The following is an 18,580-nucleotide window of genomic DNA, read 5'->3' as shown; positions in this document are numbered from 1 at the left end:
CGGTGTCGACGAGGTTTCCCCAGGCCCGGGCCGTCTCGGCGCGGTACGGCTGCGGGCTGCTGACATGATCACCGGATGAACAACCGTTCCCGCGTCTGGATCCGGCGGCGTCTGCGGTCGCTGGTCGTCCTCGAACTGTTCAACATCCCCCTGCAGGCCGCGCTCTGGTTCGGCGTGACCGGCTTCCCGGTGACGGCGGCGAACGCCGTGGGCTTCGCGCTGTTCGCGCTCTTCCTCGTGGAGGGCGCCGCCTACTGGCTGGCCAAGCTCCGCCGCCTCGCGTCCCCGGGGAGGCCCCTGCCGGGCCTCCGGGTCTTCGCGGCCCTCCGCCTGATCAACGTGCCGGTGCTGGCGGCGGGGGTGCTGTTCACCCTGTGGGCGACCGCCGACGACCCCGGGAGGGGAAGCGTGCCAGGGCTGTGCTTCGCGCTGTTCGCGGTGCTGGAGCACGTGAACTACTTCCACACCCAGCTCATGTACGACACCGCCGAGGACCGCCGCAATCTCCGGGAGAACGGCCTGCGCCGCGCGCATCTCGGCCGTGACCTCGATCGCGCGAAAGGGCGTGCGAAAAGCCGTTTGGGTGCGCCGCCCTTGTAGAGCTAGATTTGCGCGGTTCGTTCGAATGACGGGGAAAGATCTGATGCGCAAACTCACGTGGGCTGCGGCGACCGCGGTCCTCTCGGTCGGCATGCTCACCGGCTGCTCGTCCGCTGACGAAAAGAGCGGCGACTCCGCCAAGGCCTCGGCCGGCGCGGCGAAGGACACCGGGAAGGACACGGGGAAGCAGGACACCGGGAAGGCCGTCGGGAAGAAGGACGCCGCCCGGATCGGCACCGCCGGTACGGTCTGTGAGCTTCCGGTGTCGTTCGAGGTGGCGAAGAGCTGGAAGCCCGCGGCGTCGTCCGCCGAGGACGCCAAGATGCTGGCGAAGCTGAACGACCGTACGTCGGTCACGGCCGCCTGCGTGGTCGACGCCAAGCCGGCGGGACTGCTCGGCAATATGCGGGTGTGGACCGCAGCGCGGAGCGACAAGTCGCCGCGGCAGGTCCTGGACGCGTTCATGGCCGAGGAGAAGCGCGTCAGCGAGCAGGAATTCAGTGAGACCAAGGTCGGTGGCCTGACCGCCGCGGAGGTCACGTACAAGGAGTCGAGCCCGCTGCTGGACGAGCCGTCCCCGCAGCGTGCCCTCGCGGTGATGACCCCGAAGGGCACGGCGGTCCTGCACCTCACCGCGTTCGACGGCGAGGAGTACAAGGACATGCTCCCGGCCTGGGAACTGGCCAAGAAGACCCTGCTCCCCGCCGGCTGAACCTATCCTCAAAAGCGTCTCCCGAGCCGGATGGACGCAAGCTGAGGAGCGCGTGTGATGCGGAAGGCCCCGAGTGCGTTGTGGGGAGTCGGAGCCACCCTCTTGTTCGCCGCGGTCGTGGTGGCGGTCGCGGTCGCGGTGATGGGCGCGTTCGAGGTGGACGAGACAGTGGAGCCGCGTCCCACCCGGGACAGTTACTCCGGCGGCGTCGACCTCGACTTCCCCGACCCGCCCCGTCCGCCCGAGGTCTACCGGCCCCCGGGCACCGTGCGGTGACCACCGACGGAGTCACCCGCGTCGCGCCCCGCCCTTCAGCGTCGCCCGCAGGTACTCCCGGTTCATCGTCGCGATCGACGACAGCGGGATGCCCTTCGGGCAGGCCGTCGCGCATTCGCCGGTGTTCGTGCAGCCGCCGAAGCTCTGGTCGTCCATCGCGCCGACCATGTCCAGCACGCGCGACTCCCGCTCCGGGGCACCCTGCGGGAGCACGTTCAGGTGCACCACCTTCGCCGCCGTGAAGAGCATCGCCGAGCCGTTCGGGCAGGCCGCGACGCACGCGCCGCAGCCGATGCACTCGGCGTGCTCGAAGGCGAGGTCCGCGACGGGCTTCGGGACGGGTGTGGCGTGGGCGTCGGGCGCGGCGCCGGTGGGGACCGATACATAGCCGCCGGCGCCGATCACGCGGTCGAAGGCCGAGCGGTCGACGACCAGGTCCTTGACCACCGGGAAGGCCGACGCGCGCCACGGCTCGACGTCGACCGTGTCGCCGTCCTGGAAGTGCCGCATATGGAGCTGGCAGGTGGTGGTCCGCTCGGGACCGTGGGCCTGGCCGTTGATGACCATGCCGCAGGCGCCGCAGATGCCCTCGCGGCAGTCGTGGTCGAAGGCGACGGGCTCGTCACCGGAGAGGATCAGCTCCTCGTTGAGGTGGTCGAGCATCTCCAGGAACGACATGTCCGGGGAGATGCCCGTGACCTCGTAACGGGTCATGGCACCGGCGGAGTCGGGTCCGGTCTGGCGCCAGATGCGCAGGGTGAGGTTCATGCGTAACTCCGCTGGGTGGGGTGGACGTACTCGAAACGCAGCTCTTCCTTGTGGAGCACGGGCGCGCTGCCCGTGCCGGTGAACTCCCACGCCGCCGCGTAGGCGAACTCCTCGTCCTTGCGCGCCGCCTCGCCCTCCGGCGTCGCGCTCTCCTCACGGAAGTGGCCGCCGCAGGACTCCGTGCGGTGCAGGGCGTCCAGGCACATCAGCTCGGCGAGCTCCAGGTAGTCGACGATCCGGTTCGCCTTCTCCAGCGACTGGTTGAGCTGCTCGCCCGTGCCCGGGACCTTGATCCGCCGCCAGAACTCCTCGCGCAGCGACGGGATGCGGCCAAGCGCCTTGCGCAGTCCGCTGTCGGTGCGGGCCATGCCGCACTCGTCCCACAGAAGCTCGCCCAGCTCGCGGTGGAAGGAGTCGGGGGTGCGGTCGCCGTCGTTCTCCAGCAGGCGCCGCAGCCGGGTGGTGACGTCGGTGACGGCTTCGGTGACCGCCGGGTGCCCGGGGTCGACCGGCTCGTGCGGGTGGTGGGCGAGGTAGTCGTTGATGGTGGCGGGCAGGACGAAGTAGCCGTCGGCCAGGCCCTGCATGAGGGCCGAGGCGCCGAGCCGGTTGGCACCGTGGTCGGAGAAGTTGGCCTCGCCGATCGCGAAGAGACCGGGGACGGTGCTCTGGAGGTCGTAGTCGACCCAGAGTCCGCCCATCGTGTAGTGGATCGCCGGGTAGATGCGCATCGGCACCTCGTACGGGTTCTCGGCGGTGATCCGCTCGTACATCTCGAAGAGGTTGCCGTACTTCTCCTCGACGGCCTCGCGGCCCATCCGGGCGATCGCGTCGGCGAAGTCGAGGTAGACGCCCTGCCCGCCGGGCCCCACACCACGGCCCTCGTCGCAGACGTTCTTCGCGGCGCGGGAGGCGATGTCGCGCGGGACGAGATTGCCGAAGGCGGGATAGATGCGCTCCAGGTAGTAGTCGCGCTCGTCCTCGGGGATCTGCGCGGCGGGCCGGGTGTCGCCCTTGGCCTTCGGTACCCAGATGCGGCCGTCGTTGCGCAGCGACTCGCTCATCAGCGTCAGCTTGGACTGGTGATCGCCGGAGCGCGGGATGCAGGTGGGGTGGATCTGGGTGAAGCAGGGGTTGGCGAAGTACGCGCCGCGCCGGTGCGCGCGCCAGGCGGCCGTGGCGTTGGAGTTCTTGGCGTTGGTGGAGAGGTGGAAGACATTGCCGTAACCGCCGGAGGCCAGCACCACGGCGTCCGCGAAGTAGCTGGAGATCTCACCCGTGATCAGGTCCCGGGCGACGATGCCGCGCGCCCGGCCGTCGATGACGATCAGGTCGAGCATCTCGGTGCGCGGGTGCATCTCGACGCCGCCCGCCGCGATCTGCCGGGTGAGCGCCTGGTACGCGCCGAGCAGCAGTTGCTGCCCGGTCTGGCCACGGGCGTAGAAGGTGCGGGAGACCTGGACGCCGCCGAAGGAACGGGTGTCCAGCAGCCCGCCGTACTCGCGGGCGAAGGGCACGCCCTGGGCCACGCACTGGTCGATGATCTCGACGGAGACCTGGGCGAGGCGGTGCACATTGGACTCGCGGGCGCGGAAGTCGCCTCCCTTGACGGTGTCGTAGAAGAGCCGGTGGATGGAATCGCCGTCGTTGCGGTAGTTCTTGGCGGCGTTGATACCGCCCTGGGCGGCGATGGAGTGGGCGCGGCGCGGCGAGTCCTGGTAGCAGAACTGCACGACGCGGTAGCCCTGTTCGGCCAGCGTGGCGCCCGCCGCGCCGCCCGCGAGACCGGTGCCGACGACGATCACGGTGTGCTTGCGGCGGTTGGCGGGGTTGACGAGCTTGGCGTCGAAGCGGCGGCGGTCCCAGCGCTCGGCTATCGGGCCCTCGGGGGCCTTGGTGTCGATGACGGGCGCGCCGACACCGTAGTGCAGGTATTCGGACATCTCAGCTCACGACTCCCGTCAGAACGCCGAGCGGCGGGGCGAGGAAACCACAGGTCAGCAGGGCCGCCAAGGTGTTGGCCAGGAACTTCAGGGCGCGGTCGCGGCGCGGGGATCCGGCGCCGAGGGTCTGCGCGGCGCTCCAGAAGCCGTGCCGGATGTGCAGGCCGAGGGCGAGCACGGCGACGATGTAGAAGGCCGTGACGGCCGGACGGTCGAAGGACGCGACGAGGTTCTCGTACGGGCGGCCCTGCTGGGCGTTGGGGTTCACCGTGAGGGTGGTGAGGTCCAGGATGTGCCAGACGATGAACAGGGCGATGATCACCCCGCCCCAGCGCATCGTGCGGGTCGCGTAGCTCGCGCGCTGCGGCGTGTGCCGGTACTTCACCGGGCGGGCGGCGCGGTCGCGGCGGCTGAGCTGGTACGCGGCCACGCCGTGCAGGACGACCGAGACGCTGAGCGCCACCCGCGCCGCCCACAGGAACCACTCCCGGTGCAGGAAGGGTTCGCCGACGGTGCGGATCCAGTGCCCGTAGTGGTTGAACTCCCCGGCCCCGAAGAAGACCTTCAGATTGCCCGTCATGTGGGCGACCAGATACGCCAGCATGATCAAACCGGTGACGGCCATGACCGCCTTCTTGCCGACGGTCGAGTGCCACACGGTGCCGATGAGGGACGGAGGCCGCTCCGTCCGGGTCGCCAGTGCCATGCGTCCGACGCTAGGCAGCCACTCTCCATCCGTCCAAGACATGGTGGGCCTGGTTTCCATAGGCCACGCCTATCTATGCTGGACAGGTGCAACTCCAGCAGCTCCGCTACTTCGCCACGGTCGCCGAAGTCCGGCACTTCACCCGGGCCGCGGAGGCGCTGCACGTCGCCCAGCCGTCGCTCTCCCAGCAGATCCGGGCCCTGGAGCGGGAGCTGGGCGCCGAGCTGTTCCACCGGGCCCGGGGCAACATCACGCTCACCGACGCGGGCGAGGCGCTGCTGCCGCTCGCCCGGCGGATCCTCGCGGACACCGAGACCGCGCACCGTGAGGTCCAGGAGGTCGCCCGGCTGCGCCGGGGCCGGGTGCGTCTCGGCGCGCCGCCGAGCCTGTGCGCGAGCCTGGTGCCGGACGTGCTGCGCACGTACCACGCCCGCTACCCCGGCATCGAGCTCCTCATCGACGAGGGCGGCTCGCGGGACCTCGTCCGCACCCTCGCCGCCGGCGGACTCGACCTCGCCCTGATCATCACCCCGCTGGCCGTCGGCGCCCCGGCCCTCGCGACCACCGAACTCCTCCATGAGGACCTGGTCGCCGTCTCCGACCCCGCCTCGCCCGCCCCGACCCGGCGCCGGGCGCTACGGGTGGCGGATCTGCGGGAGCTGCCGATGGTGATGTTCCGCCGCGGCTACGACCTGCGGGAGATCACCACGGCGGCGTGCCGCGCGGCCGGCTTCGAACCGTCCTTCACGGTCGAGGGCGGCGAAATGGACGCGGTCCTCGGCTTCGTCCGCGCGGGCCTCGGCCTCGCCGTCGTCCCCGGCATGGTCGCGGCCCGCTCGGGTCTGCGGGTCACGCCCTTCGACGACCCCCGCATGCGCCGCACGATCGCGATCGCCCACCGCAAGGACGCGACCCCGCCCCGCGCGGCGCGCGAGCTGCGGCGGGTGCTGCTGGAGCATCTGGCGGCGGAGCCGGAGGGCTGACCAAGGGGGCGGTCTCAGCCCGCCCCCACCAGCGCCGCCCCCGCGCAGGCCGCGCCCAGGCCGCAGGCCACGCTCGCGGCGACGTTCGCCACCGCGTACGCGCGCCTTCCCTCCTCCGCCAGCCGCAGCGTCTCGTAGCTGAACGTCGAGTACGTCGTGAGCGCCCCGCACAGGCCCGTGCCCAGGGCCAGATGGACGTCGGCCGTCGCGCCGGTGAGGAGGCCGAGGACGAAGGAGCCGGTGATGTTGACCGTGAACGTGCCCCAGGGGAAGGCGGAGGCGTGGCGGGACTGGACGGCGCGGTCGGTGAGATAGCGCAGGGGGGCGCCGACCATCGCGCCGGTGATGACGAACAGCCAGGTCACGCCGTGGCCTCCCGGCGCGTCAGGCGGTCGAGCAGACGGCGGGTCGCCGTGGCCGTCGCCCACACCGCCGCCAGCGCGGCGAGCGGGGTGGCGGCCGTACAGGCCAGGGCGGTCGCCGTGCGGTCGTCCGCCAGCAGCTGCCGGATGTCCACCGCGTACGTGGAGAACGTGGTGAAGCCGCCCAGGATCCCCGTGCCGAGGAACGGCCGCAGCAGCGGGTGGGGCGAGGCGAGCCGGGACACCACGGTCAGCACGACGCCGATCAGCGCGCAGCCGACGAGGTTGATCCCGAACGTCGTCCAGGGGAAGGTGCCGCTCGCCGTCGGCCACAGGAGGCCCGCGCCGTAACGCGCGGCGGCGCCCAGCCCGCCGCCCACCGACACCGCGCAGAGCACCGGCCAGTGGTCACGGACCGTGCCGCGCACGTCCTCGGGTTCGACGTCGGGGTCGATCGGCTCGATCGTTCCCGCTGGTCCGGCCCGGTCCACGGCCGCCGCCTCCTCCTGCGCGCGCTCCCGCGCCTCCTCCTGCGAAGACGGCCCAGGCTACCTGCGCACCGTCGCGGAGCCGACCGCCGCCAGATAGGCGTCGGCGCGGTCGGGGTCCGTCAGCCACTCCTGGAAGCCGGCTGGGTCCGCGTAGCCGTTCACGTACCGGTGGGCGACCTCCGGATGGTCCGCCGCCGCCGTCAGCACGCGGCGCACGTGCTCGGGCCGTGGGCCCAGCATGAGATTGGTGAAGGCGGTGACGTGCCGCGCGTGTTCCCAGAACGCCGCGAACGTCCCGCTCATCCACGCCCGGTCGAAGGGCCCCTCGCCCCGGTCCGTGACCGACCGGAGATAGCCCGCCGCGCAGCGGGCCGCGCTGTTCGAGCCCTGCCCGGTGACCGGGTCGTTGAGGACCACCGCGTCCGCCATGCCGAGGACGTGCCGGCCCGGGGCGACCTCGGCGACCGGCCGACGGACCGTCGGGGTGACGGCGCCGAAGAGCGCCGCGCCCGCGTCCGTCGGCTCCGCCTTCGCGCACAGCTCGTACTCCCAGGGCGCGTACCGCCGGAGCAGCTCCAGCGACCGCTCCAGCATCGCCTCGGGGTCCGGGCGGTCCTGCCAGCAGTCCAGCGGGCCGCCGGGGTGCCCCTCCCAGAACAGGATGTGGCACGGGCCCTCGGCGACCAGGGCGGGCAGCACGAAGAACTCGCCCGCTTCCCCCGCGGAGTAGAGCCGTCCGTGCGGGCCGGACAGGTCCGGGCCGCGCTCGACACCGTGCAGATAGACGCAGGCCAGGACGCGCTGCGGACGGTCGTACGGGCTGTGGCGGTCGTCGCGCGCGAAGGTCTCGGCGAGGGCGCCGCGACCGGAGGCGACCACCGTCAGATCGTGGGCCGCGGCCAGGTCCGCGAGGTCCGCCGGGGTGACGGCCCGGTATTCCACCCGGCCGCCGCGCTCTTCGAACAGCTCCAGCCAGCGTGCCGTCTTGACCCGCTGGTCGACGGACCGGGCGGGCGTGTCGAGGCGGGCGGCCAGGGAGCGGATCCGCGCGCCCGGCGGATCGATCGAGGCCATCGCCAGGCCCTCCACGGGCGGGGCCGCGTCGCCCCACAGGTCCAGGCCCGCCGCCCGCTCCAGGGCGAGCGCGGGGCCGAACATCAGCTGCGTGGACATGACCCGCCCGGACCGGATGCGCTCCGGTGTCCGGTCGGTGACCACGGTCACCTCGTAGGCCCCCTCGGCCCGCAGTCCCAGGGCCAGTTGCAGCCCCGCCTGCCCTGCTCCGACGATCGCGATCCTGCGCATCGCTGCCTCCGTTGCCGGTGCCGTTGCCCGTGCTGATACCGGTGTTGTCCCGGTCGCACTGCCGGTCGGGCGACCCGCCCGGGAAACCGTGGGGCCACGCCCGCACCCCGTTGTAGCGGGGCCCGCCGCGCGCTGTACAGATGGCGCGCGCCCCCGCCCGCCGCCGTCACGACACGCGGTGTGTCCCCGCCGTGGTCACCCGTCCGCGCGCCGTACGAAACCTTTGCGAGGTTTGGGCGTTTATCCGGCTCCCGACCGTCACCGGCCGGGAGCTCCTCCCCGTACGACGAAGCAAAGGTGTCTCCCCATGTCACGAATCGCCAAGGCAGCAGTCCTGACCGCCACCATGGGCGCCGCTCTCGCCGGCTTCAGCGGCGGCGCCGTCGCCGACTCGGGCGCCAAGGGTGTCGCCGCCGGGTCCCCGGGCATCATCTCGGGCAACGTCATCCAGGTGCCCATCCACGTGCCGATCAACCTCTGCGGCAACACCATCGACATCATCGCCCTGCTGAACCCGACGTCGGGCAACACCTGCGTCAACGCCTGATCCCTCAGGCGGGCCGGGAGTGATCCCGGCGGCTCCGGGCGGGGCACGCTCTCTTCGGTCCCTTCCGCCCCGGCCCCGGAACGCTTCGTGTGGCGCCCCCGACCTCGTCGGCGGGCGCCACACGCATGTGCGCGTCCGGCCGCCCTCGTCGACCGCATTAGCATGCGCACGTCATGGAGCGCTCCTCCCGGAGCGCTTCTCTCCCTCGACGGAAGCAACACATGCGCATCAAGCGGATATTCGCCGCGACCGCCGCCCTCACCGCCCTCGTCACCACCGCCGCCTGCGACGGCGGCGGCAAGGACGCCGGCCGCGCGGCCCCGGCCTCGACGAACAGCACCGACTCCGCCGGGCCCGACACCGGAGCGCCGTCCGCCGGCTCGCTGGCCGAGGCGCAGAAGTACGTCCAGCGCCACACCTCCTGCGAGCAGCTGAGCACGGAGCCCGCGGACAAGCGCATGCCGTCCGACGACCCGGCGAAGCCCGGGGCCTGGTCCGTGACCGAGCGGGGCGTGTGCAGCGACCAGCGCGAGCGAGGCCAGATCGTCCTCTACCGCACCTCCGACATGAAGGAGTTCCAGGCGGGCTACAAGAAGCACGTCTCGGACGCCATCGACGGCGGGAAGGGCGACTACGGGCTCTTCAGCCGTGTCTTCGTCGGCAAGGACTTCGCCGTCGTCCCACGGAGGACCGAGTCGGCGATGGCCCTCGCCAAGTCCGGGCTGCGCATCCTCACCTGCAACCCCACCTTCGGCGTCCCCAAGGGATACAAGAAGGAGAAGGCGCTGGTCGAGCACTGCGTCCTCAGCGACTTCGTCCACAGCCAGGACGGCAAGGGCAGCGTGAACCACCAGAGCCCGGAGGAGGAAGGCCGGGAACGCGGGGAGAGCGCCCGGCCCAAGGAAGGACGCGAACCCGAGGACAGCCTCGGCCTCGCCGAGGCCGGCAGCCTCGCCGCGCTGAAGAAGCTCGTCCACCACGAAGTCGGCTGCGAGCAGTTCTCCACCGACCCCGAGACCATGTCCGTCTCCTCCATCGACTACCTGCCCGCCATCGAGGGCGACCACAAGATGTGGGGTGTCGGCGAGCGCGGCATGTGCGGCTACCCGGGCGGCGAGCGCCGGGCCCACGACCTGTCCTGGCTCGACAAGGTCGACGACATGATCACCTTCCAGACCAAGGCCAAGGCCGCCCAGCTGAAGGAGCTCCGGGAGAACGGCGGCCGGTACCGGGCCACCCGCAGCATGGTGCTCGTCGGGAAGAACGTCGCGGTCGAGACCAACGACCCGTCGGCCCGGCACGGTCTCTACCAGGCGCAGTTCCTCCACCTGAACTGCCAGGAGGGCTTCACCGCCCCCAAGGGCTACCGCTTTGAGAAAGCACTGGTCAACGGCTGTGTCCTGACCAACTACGAAGGCAGCTGACCGACGGCTGACCTGCCGTCAGCGCTGCCAGCTGTGCGGGGCGCGGAAGCCCTGCGTACGCTCCAGCCGCCGCCACCGCGCCGAGGAGACGTGACGGCCGCCGCCCCGGCCCCGGCCGCCGCTCCCGGCCGCGGCGGCGCGAGCCAGCAGCACCGCCGTGAGAGCGGCGACCTCCTCCTCGCTCGCCCGGCCCCGCTCGACACGGACGAGGTAATCGCTGCTCATCGCTGTCCCCCCTCACTCGGCCTCACTCGACGGGCCCCGCGGGACCCGCAGGGCCGTCCGGCGCCTCGGGCCTCATCATGCGCGCGCGCCCATGGAAGACCGCTCGAACCTCGATGGGGCCGCCGACGGCCTCCGGCGGGGTCGGCGATTGACGGAACGAGGCCCGTAAACTGCTGTGAGCCGCGGTCAGCCCGTGAAGTCGACATCGGGGCAGGACCCGCAGGGCCCGCCGCCCGGCGGGGGACCGCGCGAGGGGCTGGCCGGCGGGCCTTGTCAAGCAAGCCGGAGCCGTGTGAGTGGATCTTGAGCGCGATGATCCGGCGCATGCGGCGGTCGGCTTACAACAACCGGGACACCTGCCTGGTCACCTGGCTCAACGTCGGTATTCCGCCTGCGCAGGTGGCAGGGGCAGCAATAGTGTGGCGGCCCTGCTGCCCACCAACGCAAGCGCATGGAAGCCGCTGAGGGCGACCTGCTGCACGGCGACCGATGATGCAAGGCCCGGAGTGGACCATCGTCTCGCCGCCATGGCTCCCCGAACCCCGGTACCAGCCGGACGCAACCGGACCGCCCCCGGAAGCTTGTGGGGCGGTCAGGTCACACCGCCACTCAGCTTGCGTCAGTAGGGTCGCGCCAGTGCCGTGGGACCTGCGGCGGCAGCCACGCAGCCCCTTCCGGCCGGTCAAGAACTGGCGGGACAGCGTGGGCTGGAAGCGTTCCGCCGTCGATGACTGTCTCAAGAGAGAGTTGTACATAGCGCAGGTAGTGACGCACGTCACGAATCTGCCTAGGGCGGTCTGTGTGTCCTATCTGCCGGTATCCGACGTCGTAGCCGAGTGCCACCAGTGAGCGATAGCGGTCGCGCACCTCGCTGTCGGCAATGGCAAAAAGGTCGGTCTGCACACCATGCCGGATGGAGTCCAAGGCGGCTCGGCACTTATCGCGTGCCGCAATGCTCAGGGTCGGTGTTTCCAGGCCAACGTCGGGCAGTGAGGGGAGCCACGCGTAGAGAGTCGCAAGTCGCTCAAGCAGGTTGTGGGCTGCCTCTGCGGCACGTTGTCGCTCTCTCTGCTCACTGGCGAGCGTGGCGTTTGCTGCTTGCTGGGATGCAGCTATCTGAGCCTGAGCGGTAAGGGTCCGCGCGGTCTGCCAGCGGGCAACGTGCACGGTGATGGCTCCGCCGACCAAGGTTCCGAACAGCGCACTCGCGGTCTGAGCTATGAACTCCGTTAAGTTGCTCATCAGGCCATCTTCGGGGCGGACTCAACGCTTCGAAAGGTGTCGGGGACCTGTGCCAACCCGGTGATCCAGCCCGGCCCGACGGTCAAGTACGAGACCTCCGCACCGGACGACTGGCATCAGCGGTGATCCTGCCGTTCAGGGGCGTCCGCTGCCGGTTTCCGGGAGGCGTACCGAGACAGCCGCCGTCTGCAACAAGATCTGGAAACGTCACCGTGGCCCTCAGAAGCACGGTGCCAGTCGGACAGGGCCGGCTCCCCGCGATCACCGAACAAGCGGTCGGGCCCTTACGCCGTCTCTATGGGCCCTCGCTGCGGTCCACAGCACAAAGGTCCTTCCCGGAGGAGGGGCTCGAAGGTCTCGCGCTGAGCCCCCCGGCAGGACTCGAACCTGCGGCAAGCGCTTGGAAGGGGCTTGGTCTATGCGGGGCGCTGTTCGGCTGATCTGCTGTTTCGTCGCCCGTTTCAACCGATCAGCGCAACTTCATCGCGTATTCGACGGCGAGCACCTGCGGGGCCCTTCGTCCCGAAATAAATCGAGTGGTCGCTGCACCTGGGGCTACTGCCGGCGGGAGCTGGGCGGGTAGACCGGAACAATCCGTGGTGGACCAGCGTCGTCCGGTGCGGTTGTCAGGCAGTTAGGCAGGCAAGCGTGACCGTCATGGCCTAAGGGCGGTCAAGGCTCGCTTCTGTGGCGCCGCCACCGTTTCCGCGGACAGCTGACATGACTGAAAAATGCCTACCGTAGTCGTGCTTGAAGGGGCAACGCCTATGCCGCAGCTATGAGACCAGCGACTGCGGTGCAGATAATAGGGCGATCAGCGCACCTCAGTTGACCTCCTGACGACCCGCTGGGTAGCGTCCCCATCCACATGACGGCGCGTCAAAGTAGCGCCGATGAAGGGGGAGGGATCTTGAGCATCAGCAAGTCTTTGAAGCCGGTGACCACCGGCCTGCCCGTCGACCTCCGCGAGATCCGCAAGGGGGTCATGGCGAACGGCGTCATCGACTGCGAGAACCTGCTGGCCATCGTCAACGACCCCCAAGAGGTCGAGGACGCCACCAAGCGCGCCCAGAAGGCCGGACAGCCGGTCAGCGAGTACGCCCGCACGCGTGCCGAGATCCAGCGGCTCCTTGGCACTGCGGGCAGCAAGAAGGCCAAGAACGTTGGCGAGTACGCCGACTACATTGCGGCCGGTCTGCGGGGGGATTTCGACGACGCTTGGTCGCTTCCGCAGATCACCCTGTGGTCGCCGCGCCCGCTGGTCATCTCCGAGGAGGGCTCGTCAGCCCTGCCGATCAAGGACGGTCTCTACGCTCTCGACAGCGAGACCCAGGTCACCGCGTGGCACCGGATCAAGAGGAACCCGGCCGCGTTCGACCTGGAGGAGGACTTCGACTTCGGCGCGATCCCGCTGTCGTTCGAGATCTTCCACGGCATTGGCGTCATGGCCGCCCGCCAGATCTTCCACGACCGCAACCTGAAGGGCGTTCCGGTCGACAAGTCCTTGGCCATGTCCATGGATGGCCGCGACTTCGGCACCACCGTGACGCGCAAGCTGATGGAGTCGCTAAAGGTGCCGGTCGGCGAGACCACGGTTCCGCTGTCCAGCCTGATCCTCACCGGCAAGCGCCAGGTGTCGGACAAGGCCGCGGAGTGGATGACGATGTCGGTCCTGCGGACCCTCGTCGCCACGGCAATGCTCGGCAAGGCCGGTATCCACGCCGCGTCGACCGGCATCGAGCACGAGGACATCCCCGCTGACGAAAACGGCGACCGCCCGGACAAGCTCGTTGTCCAGCGCGAGGTCATGGAGACGGTGGGCGCATTCCTCCAAGAGAACGCCGCGCTCTTCCACGCCAAGACTGCCGTCACCGCCCCCGCTGTCGTGGCCGGCCTTGGTGCGACCATGAACCGCACCATGTCCTGGAGCTCAGACCCCATGCCCGAGGGCGTCACCCTGGAACGACTGCTGGAGGGCATCCAGTGGGAGCGCGAGGCGAAGTACTGGGGCGGCATCGCTGCCAAGGTGACCGACCGGGGCGCTGTCTCCTGGGCCGGCGGTGCCCGTGACTCCGGCCACAAGGTCTACGACGCGCTGAACCACCTGGAGGGCGAAGCCGGTAAGCAGATCCGCGGACGGTTCTAGCTTCGCGCGAAAGGCTGGAAAACCGGCGTGGCGCGAGTCCCACACCCACGGCGTACGTGAACGGCGGCCCCTGACCGGCAACATCGGTCGGGGGTCTTCGTCAAGCCCGGTGCCCCCCCAATGACCGCGCAGGCTCCGTCTTCCGCCGGGCCTGGGCCAAAGCCCGCAAAGCGGTCCTCACCAAGGAGCAGTACGCGTCGCCCCTGGGGAAGCGGGTCTATGACCTGCGGCATACCTGCCTGACCAACTGGCTGAACAACGGGGCGCCACCGGCACAGGTCGCGGAGTGGGCCGGCAACAGCGTGCCCGTCCTCCTGGCCATCTACGCCCGGTGCATATCGGGTCAGCTCAAGGACATCCAGAAGCGCATCGAGGGAGCCCAGGACATCAGCCACCTCTACGAGGAAGCCTGATCACCGCCCCGGCGAACGTCGCCGCGTATTCGCCGGGGCCACCCGCAGAAACCCGGTGACAGCCGGACACAGCCGGACGGTGACGACTCGCGTGAGTCGTCACCAACGGCTTCACTGTGACCAGCATGACTGCCCCTGACCAGCAGAAACGCCCCTCCCGGAAGGAGGGGCGTGCAGTGGAAACGGAGCGCCCCCGGCAGGACTCGAACCTGCGGCCAAGCGCTTAGAAGGCGCCTGCTCTATCCACTGAGCTACGGGGGCCGGTGTGTGCGGCGGTCGCGGACGGCTGAAGCCCCGGGCTCGGTGGTGCCGTGACCTTGCCGGGGACAAGGATAGGGCTCCGCGTACCTCGTCCCGGTTGCTTCACCTCCGTGACACGATGTGGAGGTTCGGTGAAGCGGTCCTGATAATCGCAGGCAGGTGCGAATTTTGCATCGCTTTTGACGCCTCACACGCCGGGTGTTGTGTACTCGTTATGCCTGGGCCTCATTCGCCACGCCTCGCGCGCCATGGGCTATACGCTTCAAAAACACAACAGAATTGGGCATTCTGCACGTGTGGCGACCTTGGACGTACGGCCCCGACTGCTCGACGCGCTGTCCGCACTGCGTGACCGTGTCGACGCCGCACGCTTCCCGCTCCTCCTCCCCGGCGCGGCCCGCGCCCGTCGAAACCGTGCCGAACTCCTGGCGCAGCTCGACGACTACCTCGTGCCCCGCCTGTGCGCCCCCGAAGCGCCATTGCTCGCGGTTGTCGGCGGATCCACCGGGGCCGGCAAGTCCACGCTGGTCAACTCCCTGGTGGGCCGTCGGGTCACTGAGGCCGGGGTCCTGCGGCCGACAACCCGCACGCCAGTTCTCGTCTGCCACCCCGACGACCACCACTGGTTCGCCGGACCGCGGATCCTGCCGGAGCTGCGCCGGGTGTGGGTGCCGGCCCAGGACACCATGGTCCGGGAAGCGTTCAGCGTGTTCGAGGGGGACGACCCGGCCGGGCTCCAGGAGACGACGGACGAACTCGACGGCGGGGCCGACGAACCCGCCGCCCTGCGGATCGAGACCGACCGGTCCCTGCCGCTCGGCCTCGCCCTCCTCGACGCGCCCGACATCGACTCCCTCGTCACCCGCAATCGTGAACTCGCCGCCGAGCTGATCTGCGCCGCCGACATCTGGGTACTCGTCACCACCGCCACCCGGTACGCCGACGCGGTGCCCTGGCACCTGCTGCGGACCGCGAAGGAGTACGACGTCACCCTCGTCACCGTGCTCGACCGCGTGCCGCACCAGGTGTCCATCGAGGTGTCCCGGCAGTACGCGGCCCTGCTGGAGGCCGCCGGGCTCGGGGACGTCCCCCGCTTCACCATCCCGGAGCTCCCCGAGTCCGCCGGCGGGGGCAGCGGACTGCTGCCCGCCACCGCCGTCGCGGGGCTGCGCGCCTGGCTCGCCCAGCGGGCCCAGGACCCCGCGGCCCGGACCGTCGCCACCGCCCGCACCGTCCGCGGCGTCCTCGCGTCCCTCCAGTCGCGGCTGCCCGGCCTCGCCGGGGCCTCGGCCGTGCAGCACGCGGCGGCCGTGCGACTGCTCCAGCGGGTGGAGGACGCGTACGGGCGGGCCGTCGAGCGCGTACGCCGGGAGACCGCGGCCGGCGAGGCGCTCGCGGGTGACGCCCTCACCCACTGGCGCGGTCAGCCGCTCGACAGCACCCCGGACGAGCTGCTGACCGCCCTCACCGGCTCCCTCACCGCCCTTCTGTGCTGCGCGGCCGACGCCGCCGACGAGGACATCGCCACGGCCTGCGGCGCCGACCCCGCCGCAGCGGCCGCCCTCGCCCCGCGCGACCCGGACGGCGCCGCCGGCCGGATCGGTGTGGCGGCCCGCCGCTGGCGGCGCTGCCTGGAGGAGATCGCGGAGGAGGAGGTACGGGCCCTGGAGCGCGGCGCGTCCGTCGACGCCGAGCGCATCGCCGCCCTCCTCGCCGCGGGCCTGCTCGGCGGCCGTCGTGCCCGGACGGCCGGGGAGACGCTCGCCGAGACACTCGGGGCACAGGGCGCGCTGCGACTGCGTGACCGGGGCGGGCAGTTGCTGGCCGCGTGCCTGCAGCAGGTGCTCGACGCCGAACGGGACCGGCGGACCGCCCCCCTCGACGCCCTCGACGTGACCCCCGACACCCAGGTCGAGCTGATCGCCGCGCTGTCCGTACTGCAGAAGGAAAGGTGACGGCCGTGCACTCCGCCGACAGCCGCGACGAACCCGAAGGCCGCACCGGACGACGCCGCGAGCGAGGGGAGCGACAGTTTCCCGACCGCACGCCCCAAACCTGGGACGACGGGCTGATCGCACGCCGTGCGCAGCCGGAGCGCTCCCGGCGGGGCGGGCGCGACGGCGCTCCCGCGCGGGAGCAGGACCGTCCGCCCGACCGGCCCCCGGTCGCGCCCCCGCCCCGGGTCGCGACACCGACCGGCAACGCCCTGCGGCCCCGCCTGGACGCGCTGCGGGAGCTGGTCGGGCTGTCGCGGGCGCGGCTGGACCGGCGGACGCTGGCCGAGGCCGGGCGGGTGCTGGAGGAGGCCGAGGCGCGGCAGCGGCACTCGCTCGACCTGACGGTGGTGGCCATCGCGGGGGCGACCGGCAGCGGCAAATCGACGCTGTTCAACACGCTCGCCCGGGCGCCGCTCTCGGAGGCCGGGGTGCGCCGGCCGACCACCGCCGCACCGGTCGCCTGCACCTGGACGGACCGCGCGGACGGCCTGCTCGACCGGCTCGGCATCGCCCCGAAGGCGCGCCGGCTGCCGTCCCGCCCCTACGACCCGGGGCTGAGCGGGCTCGTCCTGCTCGACCTGCCCGACCACGACTCGGCGGCGCCCGGCCACCGGGAGCAGGTGGACCGGCTGCTGGGCCTGGTGGACGCGGTGATCTGGGTGGTGGACCCGGAGAAGTACGCGGACGCGGTGCTGCACGAGCGCTATCTGCGACCGCTGGCGGGCTACGCCGAGGTCACCTTCGTCGTGCTCAACCAGGTGGACCGGCTGTCGGGCGACGCCGCCGACCAGGTGCTGGACGATCTGCGGCGGCTGCTGGACGAGGACGGCCTCGCGCTCGGCGAGCACGGTGAGCCGGGGGCGGTGGTGCTCGCCCTCTCGGCCCTGACGGGAGAGGGTGTCGGTGAACTGCGGCAGATGCTCGGCCAGTTCACGGCGCGGCGCAGCGCGGCGGAGCTGCGACTGGCCGCCGACGTGGACGGCGCCTCCGCGCGGCTGCGCCCCGCGTACATGGCCGAGGGGCGGCCGGGGCTCACGGAACGGGCGCGGCAGGAGTTCGAGGACCGGCTGGCGGAGGCGGTGGGCGCCCAGGCGGCCGGGCTGTCGGCGGAACGGGCCTGGCTGCGGGACGCGGAGCGTGCGTGCGGGACGGCGTGGGCGCCGGTGCGACGCTGGTACGAGCGCAGGCGGGCGGCGGCCAAGGGCGGCGCCGGACGGGGTGCGGAGACCGGTGTGACCGGTGTGGCCGGAGCAGTCGGCGCGGGGAGCGGTGGCGGACGGGTGCCGCGCGCGGCGCGGGCCGATGCCGTGGCGAGGGCGGCGGGCGCGGCCCGTCGAGGCGCCGTCGCCAAGGCGGAGGGTAGTGCTCCGGTCGCTGTGCCGACCTCGGGCTCCGGTCCGGACGCTGACTCCGTGTCAGGTTCCGCTTCACGTTCCGTTTCGAGTTCTGTTCCCGGCCCCGATGCGGGCCCCGGAGTGAGTTCTGGTGCGGGATCCGCCGCGGGGCTCGCCCCGGGCTCTGTGCCCTGGCCCGGTCCCCCCGGAGCCGGAGAGTCCGCGACCGGTGTCCCGGGCGGCTCCCCGGCCGCTGCCCCCGGCATCCCCGCCTCGTCCCGCCGCACGGCCTCCCGGCCGCTCGTCGAGCAGGCGGTGCGGACCCTCGCGTACGAGGCCTCCGTCGGGCTGCCCGGCCCCTGGGCGCAGGCCGTGCGCGAGGCGGCGGGGCGCGGGACCGAGGGAGTGGCCCAGGCGCTGGACGAGGCGGCATCGGCGGCGGCCGCCGCGGCCCGGCCGCCGCGGCCCAGGTGGTGGGCGGTGGTGGCGGTCGCGCAGGTCGCGCTGCTGGTCGTGCAACTGGCGGGCATGGCGTGGCTGACGGGTGCGGTCACGGGAGCGTTCGGCGGGGAGTGGTGGGCGCCGGGGCTGCTGATCACCGCCGGCGGAGTGGGTGGGCCGATCCTCGCGTGGGGCTGCCGGCTGGCGGCGCGCGGGCCGGCCCGCGCGCACGGGTCGGAGACGGAACGCCGGCTGCGGGGCGCGGCCGCGGGCTGCGGACGGGCGCGGGTGCTGGAACCGGTGGTGGCCGAGCTGCTGCGGTACCGGGAGGTGCGGACGCAGTTCGTGATCGTGGCGGGGGAGACACAGACCTAGGCGGGCAGGGGTGTGGCGCCCCACCTCTG

General features: G+C 71.5%; 17 protein-coding genes and 1 tRNA gene. 9 read left to right on the top strand and 9 right to left on the bottom strand.

Translation table 11 applies throughout. The features are described from left to right. Positions 1-75: 75 nt before the first annotated feature. Genes AB8O64_RS13140 through AB8O64_RS13130 form a run of 3 tightly spaced genes read left to right on the top strand, consistent with a single transcriptional unit; the run spans position 76 to position 1,588 of the window. Entirely contained in the window at positions 76-600 is a 525-nt protein-coding gene (locus AB8O64_RS13140) for a hypothetical protein (RefSeq protein WP_370419343.1), read from the top strand. A 43-nt stretch (positions 601-643) separates the two neighbouring features. Continuing rightward, positions 644-1,312 carry a lipoprotein gene (locus tag AB8O64_RS13135; protein WP_370419342.1) on the top strand — a complete coding sequence of 223 codons (669 nt, stop codon included), beginning with the start codon at positions 644-646 and terminating at the stop codon, positions 1,310-1,312. A gap of 57 nt (positions 1,313-1,369) precedes the next feature. After that, the gene (locus tag AB8O64_RS13130; RefSeq protein WP_370419341.1) at positions 1,370-1,588 is read left to right on the top strand and encodes a hypothetical protein; all 219 of its coding nucleotides are present in this window, start codon (positions 1,370-1,372) and stop codon (positions 1,586-1,588) included. A gap of 12 nt (positions 1,589-1,600) precedes the next feature. On the opposite strand, the gene AB8O64_RS13125 is transcribed toward AB8O64_RS13130, so the two are convergent. The 3 genes from AB8O64_RS13125 to AB8O64_RS13115 are packed head-to-tail and all read right to left on the bottom strand — an operon-like array spanning position 1,601 to position 5,005. Further along, positions 1,601-2,356: a succinate dehydrogenase/fumarate reductase iron-sulfur subunit gene (locus tag AB8O64_RS13125; protein ID WP_370419340.1), complete on the bottom strand. Its 756-nt coding sequence runs from the start codon at positions 2,354-2,356 to the stop codon at positions 1,601-1,603. Beyond that, positions 2,353-4,299 carry a fumarate reductase/succinate dehydrogenase flavoprotein subunit gene (locus AB8O64_RS13120; protein ID WP_370419339.1) on the bottom strand — a complete coding sequence of 649 codons (1,947 nt, stop codon included), beginning with the start codon at positions 4,297-4,299 and terminating at the stop codon, positions 2,353-2,355. The genes AB8O64_RS13125 and AB8O64_RS13120 overlap by 4 nt, the downstream gene beginning before the upstream one ends. 1 nt (position 4,300) lies before the next feature. Beyond that, a complete protein-coding gene (locus AB8O64_RS13115; RefSeq protein ID WP_370419338.1) occupies positions 4,301-5,005 on the bottom strand; it encodes a succinate dehydrogenase cytochrome b subunit in 705 nt (234 codons plus the stop codon). 86 nt (positions 5,006-5,091) lie between these two features. Here AB8O64_RS13115 and AB8O64_RS13110 point away from each other — a divergent pair, with 86 nt between their 5' ends. Further along, the gene (locus tag AB8O64_RS13110) at positions 5,092-5,988 is read left to right on the top strand and encodes a LysR family transcriptional regulator (RefSeq protein WP_370419337.1); all 897 of its coding nucleotides are present in this window, start codon (positions 5,092-5,094) and stop codon (positions 5,986-5,988) included. 14 nt (positions 5,989-6,002) lie between these two features. Here the strand turns inward: AB8O64_RS13110 and crcB are convergent, their stop codons facing one another. Genes crcB through AB8O64_RS13095 form a run of 3 tightly spaced genes read right to left on the bottom strand, consistent with a single transcriptional unit; the run spans position 6,003 to position 8,146 of the window. Then, a complete protein-coding gene (crcB, locus tag AB8O64_RS13105) occupies positions 6,003-6,353 on the bottom strand; it encodes a fluoride efflux transporter CrcB (RefSeq protein WP_370419336.1) in 351 nt (116 codons plus the stop codon). After that, on the bottom strand, positions 6,350-6,841 hold the full coding sequence (locus AB8O64_RS13100; protein ID WP_370419335.1) for a CrcB family protein: 492 nt from the start codon (positions 6,839-6,841) through the stop codon (positions 6,350-6,352). Before AB8O64_RS13100 ends, crcB begins: the two co-directional genes overlap by 4 nt. A 57-nt stretch (positions 6,842-6,898) precedes the next feature. Further along, positions 6,899-8,146 (bottom strand): styrene monooxygenase/indole monooxygenase family protein, encoded by a 1,248-nt coding sequence (locus AB8O64_RS13095; protein WP_370419334.1) that lies wholly within the window; start codon positions 8,144-8,146, stop codon positions 6,899-6,901. Between the two features lie 307 nt (positions 8,147-8,453). On the opposite strand from AB8O64_RS13095, the gene AB8O64_RS13090 reads away from it, so the two are divergent. Then, positions 8,454-8,693, top strand: a complete 240-nt coding sequence (locus AB8O64_RS13090; RefSeq protein ID WP_356453008.1) for a chaplin — start codon at positions 8,454-8,456, stop codon at positions 8,691-8,693. 221 nt (positions 8,694-8,914) lie between these two features. Beyond that, the gene (locus AB8O64_RS13085; protein ID WP_370419333.1) at positions 8,915-10,117 is read left to right on the top strand and encodes a hypothetical protein; all 1,203 of its coding nucleotides are present in this window, start codon (positions 8,915-8,917) and stop codon (positions 10,115-10,117) included. An 18-nt stretch (positions 10,118-10,135) separates the two neighbouring features. On the opposite strand, the gene AB8O64_RS13080 is transcribed toward AB8O64_RS13085, so the two are convergent. After that, positions 10,136-10,342: an acyl-CoA carboxylase epsilon subunit gene (locus AB8O64_RS13080; RefSeq protein ID WP_370419332.1), complete on the bottom strand. Its 207-nt coding sequence runs from the start codon at positions 10,340-10,342 to the stop codon at positions 10,136-10,138. Positions 10,343-10,951: 609 nt separating this feature from the next. Beyond that, complete coding sequence (locus AB8O64_RS13075) at positions 10,952-11,584, bottom strand: hypothetical protein (RefSeq protein ID WP_370419331.1); 633 nt, start codon at positions 11,582-11,584, stop codon at positions 10,952-10,954. Between the two features lie 910 nt (positions 11,585-12,494). On the opposite strand from AB8O64_RS13075, the gene AB8O64_RS13070 reads away from it, so the two are divergent. Then, a complete protein-coding gene (locus AB8O64_RS13070) occupies positions 12,495-13,730 on the top strand; it encodes a DNA sulfur modification protein DndB (RefSeq protein WP_370419330.1) in 1,236 nt (411 codons plus the stop codon). 601 nt (positions 13,731-14,331) lie between these two features. Here AB8O64_RS13070 and AB8O64_RS13065 read toward each other — a convergent pair. Next, positions 14,332-14,404: transfer RNA gene (locus AB8O64_RS13065), tRNA-Arg, on the bottom strand. A gap of 305 nt (positions 14,405-14,709) precedes the next feature. Here AB8O64_RS13065 and AB8O64_RS13060 point away from each other — a divergent pair. Together AB8O64_RS13060 and AB8O64_RS13055 are read left to right on the top strand one after the other, a co-directional pair. Further along, a complete protein-coding gene (locus AB8O64_RS13060; protein ID WP_370423861.1) occupies positions 14,710-16,359 on the top strand; it encodes a dynamin family protein in 1,650 nt (549 codons plus the stop codon). Continuing rightward, positions 16,356-18,551 carry a GTPase gene (locus tag AB8O64_RS13055; protein WP_370419329.1) on the top strand — a complete coding sequence of 732 codons (2,196 nt, stop codon included), beginning with the start codon at positions 16,356-16,358 and terminating at the stop codon, positions 18,549-18,551. Before AB8O64_RS13060 ends, AB8O64_RS13055 begins: the two co-directional genes overlap by 4 nt. The last annotated feature ends 29 nt before the right edge of the window (positions 18,552-18,580 follow it).

The sequence above is a fragment of the Streptomyces sp. QH1-20 genome, assembly GCF_041283565.1.
In the GTDB taxonomy this organism is placed as follows: domain Bacteria; phylum Actinomycetota; class Actinomycetes; order Streptomycetales; family Streptomycetaceae; genus Streptomyces; species Streptomyces syringius.
Note: the sequence above shows the minus strand (reverse complement) of the source record. Positions and strands in the feature narration are given on the sequence as shown.

Bases quoted from the DNA above. Each gene is read 5' to 3' on its own strand.
- AB8O64_RS13140 (WP_370419343.1), top strand. From the start codon at position 76: ATGAACAACCGTTCCCGCGTCTGGATCCGGCGGCGTCTGCGGTCGCTG.
- AB8O64_RS13135 (WP_370419342.1), top strand. From the start codon at position 644: ATGCGCAAACTCACGTGGGCTGCGGCGACCGCGGTCCTCTCGGTCGGC.
- AB8O64_RS13130 (WP_370419341.1), top strand. From the start codon at position 1,370: ATGCGGAAGGCCCCGAGTGCGTTGTGGGGAGTCGGAGCCACCCTCTTG.
- AB8O64_RS13125 (WP_370419340.1), bottom strand. From the start codon at position 2,356: ATGAACCTCACCCTGCGCATCTGGCGCCAGACCGGACCCGACTCCGCC.
- AB8O64_RS13120 (WP_370419339.1), bottom strand. From the start codon at position 4,299: ATGTCCGAATACCTGCACTACGGTGTCGGCGCGCCCGTCATCGACACC.
- AB8O64_RS13115 (WP_370419338.1), bottom strand. From the start codon at position 5,005: ATGGCACTGGCGACCCGGACGGAGCGGCCTCCGTCCCTCATCGGCACC.
- AB8O64_RS13095 (WP_370419334.1), bottom strand. From the start codon at position 8,146: ATGCGCAGGATCGCGATCGTCGGAGCAGGGCAGGCGGGGCTGCAACTG.
- AB8O64_RS13090 (WP_356453008.1), top strand. From the start codon at position 8,454: ATGTCACGAATCGCCAAGGCAGCAGTCCTGACCGCCACCATGGGCGCC.
- AB8O64_RS13085 (WP_370419333.1), top strand. From the start codon at position 8,915: ATGCGCATCAAGCGGATATTCGCCGCGACCGCCGCCCTCACCGCCCTC.
- AB8O64_RS13080 (WP_370419332.1), bottom strand. From the start codon at position 10,342: ATGAGCAGCGATTACCTCGTCCGTGTCGAGCGGGGCCGGGCGAGCGAG.
- AB8O64_RS13075 (WP_370419331.1), bottom strand. From the start codon at position 11,584: ATGAGCAACTTAACGGAGTTCATAGCTCAGACCGCGAGTGCGCTGTTC.